The following is a 6,287-nucleotide window of genomic DNA, read 5'->3' on the forward strand; positions in this document are numbered from 1 at the left end:
TTATTAAGTTATATATCTTCTCTGTATAATGGCTGACTCATACATCTTGGGCCACCTCGTCCACGTACCAACTCACTACCAGATATTTCAATGACTTTGATACCTTTTTGTCTTAATAAATCGTTTGATACATAGTTTCTATCGTAAGTCACTACAACACCAGGTCTAATGCATAAAGTGTTTGATCCGTCATTCCATTGTTCTCTTGCACCATCAATAACATCACCATTTCCTGTTGGAATGAATTGAATATTTTCTATGCCAAGAACCTCTTCTAAAGTTTCTTTTAAATGACTAGTTTGTTTAATGATAATATCTTGATTGGCTTCATCATATTCAATAATAAATATGTTCATGTTGCCTTCTGCCTTTAAAATAGCTGAGTGCATTGTAAATTTATCATAGTCTATCATCGTAAATACTGTGTCTAAATGCATAAATGTTCGACTTGTCGGGATTTCAATTGCTACTACTTTTTTAAACGACGCCTGTGAGTTTTCGAAAATACGACGCGCTAACTTTTCAATTGCTTGTGCAGATGTACGTTCTGAAACGCCTATAGCCAAGACATCTTTAGATAATACAAGTTCATCGCCACCTTCAATATTGAATGGGCAATCTCGATCTAACCAGATTGGAATATTCGCATCTTTAAATCTAGGATGATGCTTTACAATATATTGAATAAATATTGATTCTCGTCGTCGTGCTCTCCAGAACATTCGATTGATTGTAATACCACGTCCTATTGAGGCTTGTGGATCTCTTGTAAAATAAAGGTTTGGCATTGGATCTAAATAGAATGGATACTTATCATCCATATACTCTACTAGATGTGTACATTTCGGATTAATTTCTTCCTTACGTACCCCAGACATTATTTTATCTACAAGTTCTTGATTAGAAAGTGTTGCAAATAATGCCTTAATTTCTTCCTCATGACCTAATATTGTTTTTTTAGACTCTGCTAATACATCGTCAATAAATTGACTTCTTACTTGAGGATTTTCAATACTTTCAGCAGCTAACTTTTCAAGATAAAGTACTTCCACACCTTCATCTCTAAGTACCTGTGCAAAATGATCATGCTCTTTTTGAGCAACTTCTAAATAAGGAATATCATCGAATAATAATCCATCTAAATAATCAGGTACAAGGTTTTCTAATTCTTTGCCAGGACGCTTAAGCAACACAGTCTTTAAAGTTCCAATTTCGCTATTCACTTTAATTGGTCCATTTGTCATGTCTATTTCCTCCTTTTGACTTTGAATTCAACTAGAGTATAGACAATTTTCAAGCGCTTTCATGTGATTATATTCACATATAAAAAGTCGAAAATTTCATGTCTTTTTGTTATACAATACATAATAATGGATTTTTATGCATAAATAAAGTGGATTAAACAATAAATATGCATTATTTATTCAAAATAAACCTAGAAAGTATGTTATATAAAGTTTTTTATACAGTCAAATGAATGTCTATGAATTTTTTCTCTTTACAAAAACATGCGTACACAAGTTAAAATTTAGTAATCAACTTGTGTACGCATATTATGTTGTGAATATATCTTTTTTCAATTGAAAATGTTTAGCCAAATAATTTCGCATATACATACTTAGCCATCTCATTTGATGATGTTAATATCAATGTTGTATCATTCCCGCTAACTGTCCCTAGTATCTCTTCAATATTTAATTGATCAATAAAATAGTTAATGCCTTGTGCAAAACCTGGGGATGTTTTGACGATAATGTATGAACCATTGATGATTGAGCTAAGAACCTCATGTTCACAATAGTGTTTAAACTTTTCTTTCATCTCACGCTCGGTTTGATTATTAATTGCTTTATAAACCCACGTTTCACAATCAATGGGTATGCGATATATATTTAGTTCCTTTAAGTCTTTAGCAATTGTTGTAGCGCTGTATCTCACGCCAAAATACGCTTCAATATATGATATAATTTGTTCTTTTTTATAAATGTTATGCTTTTTAACTATTGTAGAAACTAATTCTAATCGTTTACTTTTCTTCATTTTGTAAACTCCTTTTGTAGTTAAGTTTCTTGTATTATTAAATAAATTCATGTATGTTTCATTTATAATTTAACACTTTATTTTGCAAAAGATAATAAGAATGTATGTAAATTTTTGTGACAACTTTTAAAACAGCATTTGTATTTTAGATAATATATTTTTTGTTAAAATTGGGAGTGGAACAGAAATGATAAATGACCACTAATGATTTATTATGTAGTGGTTATTTATCATTAACTACAGCTAATGTGTACTAAAGATAGGAACATATGCGTAAAACTCATGCATAGAGCCTGAGACATAAATCAATGTTCTATGCTCTACAAAGTTATATTGGCAGTAGTTGACTGAATGAAAATGCGCTTGTGACAAGCTTTTTTCAATTCTAGTAAGGGGCCTCAACACAGAGAATTTCGAAATGAAATTCTACAGACAATGCGAGTTGGGGCGGGGCCCCAACACAGAAGCTGGCGGAAAGTCAGCTTACAATAATGTGCAAGTTGGCGGGGCCCCAACATAGAAGCTGGCGGAAAGTCAGCTTACAATAATGTGCAAGTTGGGGTAAGACGACGAAATAAATTTTGCGAAAATATCATTTCTGTCCCACTCCCTTATCGTTGTATCCCAAACACCCCAGTCAAAATTGATTAGAATTTAAGCCCTAGGACATTGATATTATTAGACTATCCAGATGTCTTACAGCAGACAAACCTCACACTAACCCAATAAATACAAAAGAGGATGTGTATCAACAACGAAATTGCTTTTTTGTTAATATCATCCTCTTATATAAGCTGTATTTTAAAATTTTATTATTTATAAGTGTTTAACATTACTTCTTCTTGTTTCTATACTATTACTCGACGCCTACTTCATTCCATGCTTCATATACTTTCTCAGCTGTCTGCTCGTCATATAAATCTTTAGCTGATTGATAAAGTGCATCTTTACAATCTTTGAAGTTTGAATTACTTGTTAAGTATTCAGTTAAAGCGCGATAATAAATTTGTTCTGATTTTGATTTCCCTATTGATTGAATTACGTTATAAGCTGCTTTATTTGGAATTCCAGAATTAGTGTGTACGCCGCCATTATCTTTTTCAGTGTATACATAATCTTTCATATGAGATGGTTGCCCAAATTGTTCAGGATCTGACATACTACGTAATGCATCTCCATCTTTTCCTGGTGTATAAACATCTTCACCCATTAAGAAATCTTCATCATCTACAAAGTATCCAAAGACATCTGAAAAGCTTTCGTTTAATGCTCCTGATTGATCTTTGTATTCTAATTTCGCTGTCTCTTGTGTAACACCATGCGTTAACTCATGTGCAACTACATCATTTGCGCCAGATAAATTTGTAAATGTACGGCCATCGCCATCACCATAAATCATTTTGTCGCCAACCCATGCTGCGTTGTTTCTGTTATCTTGACCACCATAATTATTAACATGTGTTAATGAAATAATTGGACTGCCATGGTTATCATATGATTCACGACCAAATGTATTTTTATAATAATCATATGTTTGTTTAGCATAATAGTTTGCATCTACACCAGCGCGTTGATCATCATTTACAAAGTTTTCATCTTCATTTGTAATTAATGTCGCTTGACCAGTTTGATCATTAAAACTATATGCAGATAACTTACCTTGATGCGTTAAATCTTCTAAGCTAAATCCACCATCAATGCTATTAATATTGATATCTTTAGTGTCTCCAAGTACCCCTTTACCTTTACCAGTAGCTGCTGCTTCTTTAACTAAATTTGTTTTTTCAACAACTTCACCTGTTTGGGCATCAATCTTAACTTTCCAGTTCGAAATTTCTGGACTAACAGTAATCAATTCAAGATTGTAAATATATTTATTACTGTCACCATCAATTTCAACTTTATTTTCTTTGATAACATCATCTTTAAGGTTTTTAGCCTTATTTTTATCAATTTTTACTGCTTTGAATGCTTTATCAACAGCTTCATCTTTACTTATTGTTACTTTATTCGTTGGCTTTACTTTCTTCGCATCTGTATCACCATTGATTAAAACAACTTTTCCTGATTTATCTGCGTGTACTTTAACTTCTTTGTCAGGTGCATGTACTCCATCAACACTAGGTTGTAATGTATAATGCGTGAAACCTTTATTATCCTTTTTTACATCAGTAACAGAGTAATCTTGATAATTATTTTTTACATTTTCAGATTTAGGTAATTCTTTTAAAGCTTTAACCGCGTCACTTTTTTGTGTCACTTCAAAATTAATATCAGAATTAGCCGATTTGCTATCCGTGTCTGCTGCAACTGCTGTAGGTACTAAAGTGCTCAATAACGTTACTGCTGCCATACTTGTAAATGCATATCTTGAAAATTTCCTCACATTTCATTCCTCCTGATTTTTTAAAAACAGCTTATAAATAAAATATTAATTTAATTTTTCAGAAAAGTAAACGGTTATTTCAATTTATTTCTACATTTTTTGTTTGATGATTTTATTTATTGATTCTTTTCTTTTTTCAAAATTGTTATCTCTAATTAAATTAATTTTTAAAAATTGTACTTAATTATATTTTAAAATTTATCAAGGCTTTATTTTGTGAAATTTTTAACAACTACAAAATAGTGCAACATAACTTAATAAGCACTTACAATAACTTATGTAAGCACTTTAAATATATTGTATCGGATAAACATTTTTTCTTATATTAAGCGATTAAACACGATGCAATATTCTTACTCTTCAAATTAAAAAGACTAGAATGTACTCCTGAGGTAACATCCTAGTCTTTATGATAAATTTATATTTTATTTACTTGTTTTATAAGGTGTATGTCCAACAGTTACTTCTACTACTCTGTTGTGATCAACAACAAACCATATGCCTAATGATTTTTTATTTGGTTGGTAGTAAAAAATACCACTATTAGAATCTTGTTTGTTATTATTTTCTTTTTGTAACGATTTACCATAAGCTTTTTGAATATCTTTTAAAGATACATCATTTTTGACGATGAATTGTAACTGCCCTGCCTTGTTACCATTTGCTGAGACCTCTTTAAAAGTTTGATCATATTTCTCTACTTTCTTTGTCGCATTAGTCTTAGCTAATTTAATACCGTTAAACTTCACGTTATCATGTTTAATTGCATTAATGAAATGTTTATCCATAATAAAATTCGCATTATGTCCAATATAACCATTATACGTATAGTATGGTGTTGTTGCTGCCTGTGCCTCATGATTTACTGTTGTTTCATTTCCTACGACAGTTGCTCCAATCAATGTTCCAAAAGCTAATGTTGTTGCAAGACAAATTTTAGTTGCTTTATTCATATTATCTCTCTTTTCCATAAAAGTTTTTCGTTTACTTTAATTATAACTTGCTTGTTAAATAAAATACTATTAATTATATTTAAAAATACATAACAGTTTTGTTATACTTATTTGAAAGCACATCAAAATTGCCAAAAACATTAATATCGTTTACTTTGTAACTTTAAAATGTACAACGATAACAAATTATCATTAACTTGTTTTTTAAATTTCTTGAATTAACAGTTCACATTAAAACGGAGGCGTTATATTTGAAAAAGTTTCTTATATCCATCGTAATTATCATATTAATTGCAGCATTAGGATTCGCCATTTATACAGCAGTAAATCATTCTACCTCATCTCATAAAAATGACGAGCAAGATAATAAAACAACACATCAAAAAAAAGACTCTGAATCAACTAATCAAAATAATGAAAATACAGGAAAATCAAACACAAATCAAAATGATAATAATAGCAATACTGGTAATCAACAATCTCCACAATCAAATGGACAAAATAATCAAACCGTACCTTCAAATACTGCACCTGCCCAACCTAACAAGTCATCATCAAATAACAATGACTCACACGGTGGCAGTAGTCAATCAACAACGAATGGGCAAAATAATAAACAACAAAGTCCACCTAATAATTCAAATAATAGCAATCAGTCTTCTAAGCAGTCACCTGAAATACAGTCCTCTAAAAATTAAATACTGAAATAATAATTCTCTTAGGGAGTTGGACGGAAATCATAAAGAACCACTAATGATTTATTATGTAGTGCTTCTTACACGTTAGCCACAGCTAATGAGTATTTAAAAATGGGAATACATGAGCAAGATTCATGCATAAGAAACACAATATATTTGGGGCCCACACCCCAACTTGCACATTATCGTAAGCTGACTTTTCGTCAGCTT

5 protein-coding genes are annotated in these 6,287 nt (G+C 31.1%); 1 reads left to right on the forward strand and 4 read right to left on the reverse strand.

Annotated elements, in window-relative coordinates:
- Positions 1–8: 8 nt before the first annotated feature.
- The 4 genes from arcA to isaB all read right to left on the reverse strand — a co-directional run bounded on the left by arcA (position 9) and on the right by isaB (position 5,379).
- On the reverse strand, positions 9–1,244 hold the full coding sequence (gene arcA / locus CD116_RS07805; RefSeq protein WP_047426852.1) for an arginine deiminase: 1,236 nt from the start codon (positions 1,242–1,244) through the stop codon (positions 9–11).
- Between the two features lie 346 nt (positions 1,245–1,590).
- Entirely contained in the window at positions 1,591–2,040 is a 450-nt protein-coding gene (locus CD116_RS07810; protein WP_000748765.1) for an arginine repressor, read from the reverse strand.
- Positions 2,041–2,896: 856 nt separating this feature from the next.
- Positions 2,897–4,426 (reverse strand): zinc metalloproteinase aureolysin, encoded by a 1,530-nt coding sequence (gene aur, locus CD116_RS07815; protein WP_047548177.1) that lies wholly within the window; start codon positions 4,424–4,426, stop codon positions 2,897–2,899.
- Between the two features lie 425 nt (positions 4,427–4,851).
- Positions 4,852–5,379, reverse strand: coding sequence for an immunodominant staphylococcal antigen IsaB family protein (gene isaB / locus CD116_RS07820; protein ID WP_047531070.1), 528 nt, complete (start codon positions 5,377–5,379; stop codon positions 4,852–4,854).
- A gap of 251 nt (positions 5,380–5,630) precedes the next feature.
- Between isaB and CD116_RS07825 the strand changes: the two genes are divergently transcribed.
- Positions 5,631–6,077 carry a hypothetical protein gene (locus tag CD116_RS07825; protein WP_047531068.1) on the forward strand — a complete coding sequence of 149 codons (447 nt, stop codon included), beginning with the start codon at positions 5,631–5,633 and terminating at the stop codon, positions 6,075–6,077.
- The last annotated feature ends 210 nt before the right edge of the window (positions 6,078–6,287 follow it).

Origin of the sequence: Staphylococcus schweitzeri (assembly GCF_002902405.1) — a bacterium.
Lineage (GTDB): Bacteria > Bacillota > Bacilli > Staphylococcales > Staphylococcaceae > Staphylococcus > Staphylococcus schweitzeri.